Source organism: Streptomyces sp. SID11385 (assembly GCF_010548245.1).
GTDB lineage: Bacteria > Actinomycetota > Actinomycetes > Streptomycetales > Streptomycetaceae > Streptomyces.
This window is the reverse complement of the sequence record NZ_JAAGLR010000994.1, coordinates 1-521: the sequence shown is the minus strand read 5'-3', so window position 1 is coordinate 521 and position 521 is coordinate 1. Positions and strand designations below refer to the sequence as shown.

Below are 521 nucleotides of genomic sequence, written 5' to 3'. Positions count from 1 at the left end.
TGCCGCCGCCCCGCCCGGCCCAGTTCGGCGCGCCGGGCGGGATCGGCGAGGAGGCCGGCGACGCGCGCGGCGAGGGCGGGCACGTCGCCGTACGGGACGAGTTCGGCCGCGTCGCCGACGAGTTCGGGGATGCCGCCGACCGCCGAGGCGACGAGCGGCACGCCGAGGCGCAGCGCCTCCTGCGCGAAGAGGGCGCGCGCCTCCCAGCGGCTCGGCAGCACCGCGACATCGCTCGCCGCGAGCAGCGCGGGCAGGTCGTCGCGGCTGCCGAGCAGCCGCACGGGGAGGTTCTCCGCCTCGATCCTGGCCTGGAGTGTGCCGCGCAACGGGCCCTCGCCCGCGACGGCGAGCAGCGGTACGGGGTCGAGCGCCCGCCACGCGCGCGCGGCGTCGAGCAGCGCCCCGTATCCCCGGTGCGGTACGAGGGAGCCGGCCGCGAGGACGAGGGGCCGCTCGACCGCGCCGATGTCGGCGCGCGCCTTCTGTTCGGCGGGGGCGCGCGCGGGTGGCGGGGGCGGCGC

The 521-nt window shown here is 80.2% G+C and carries 1 protein-coding gene; it reads right to left on the bottom strand.

Going from position 1 to position 521, the window contains the following annotated elements:
- Positions 1-521 (bottom strand): glycosyltransferase (locus G3I42_RS30345; protein WP_203607564.1); only part of this gene is annotated, 521 nt, incomplete at both ends.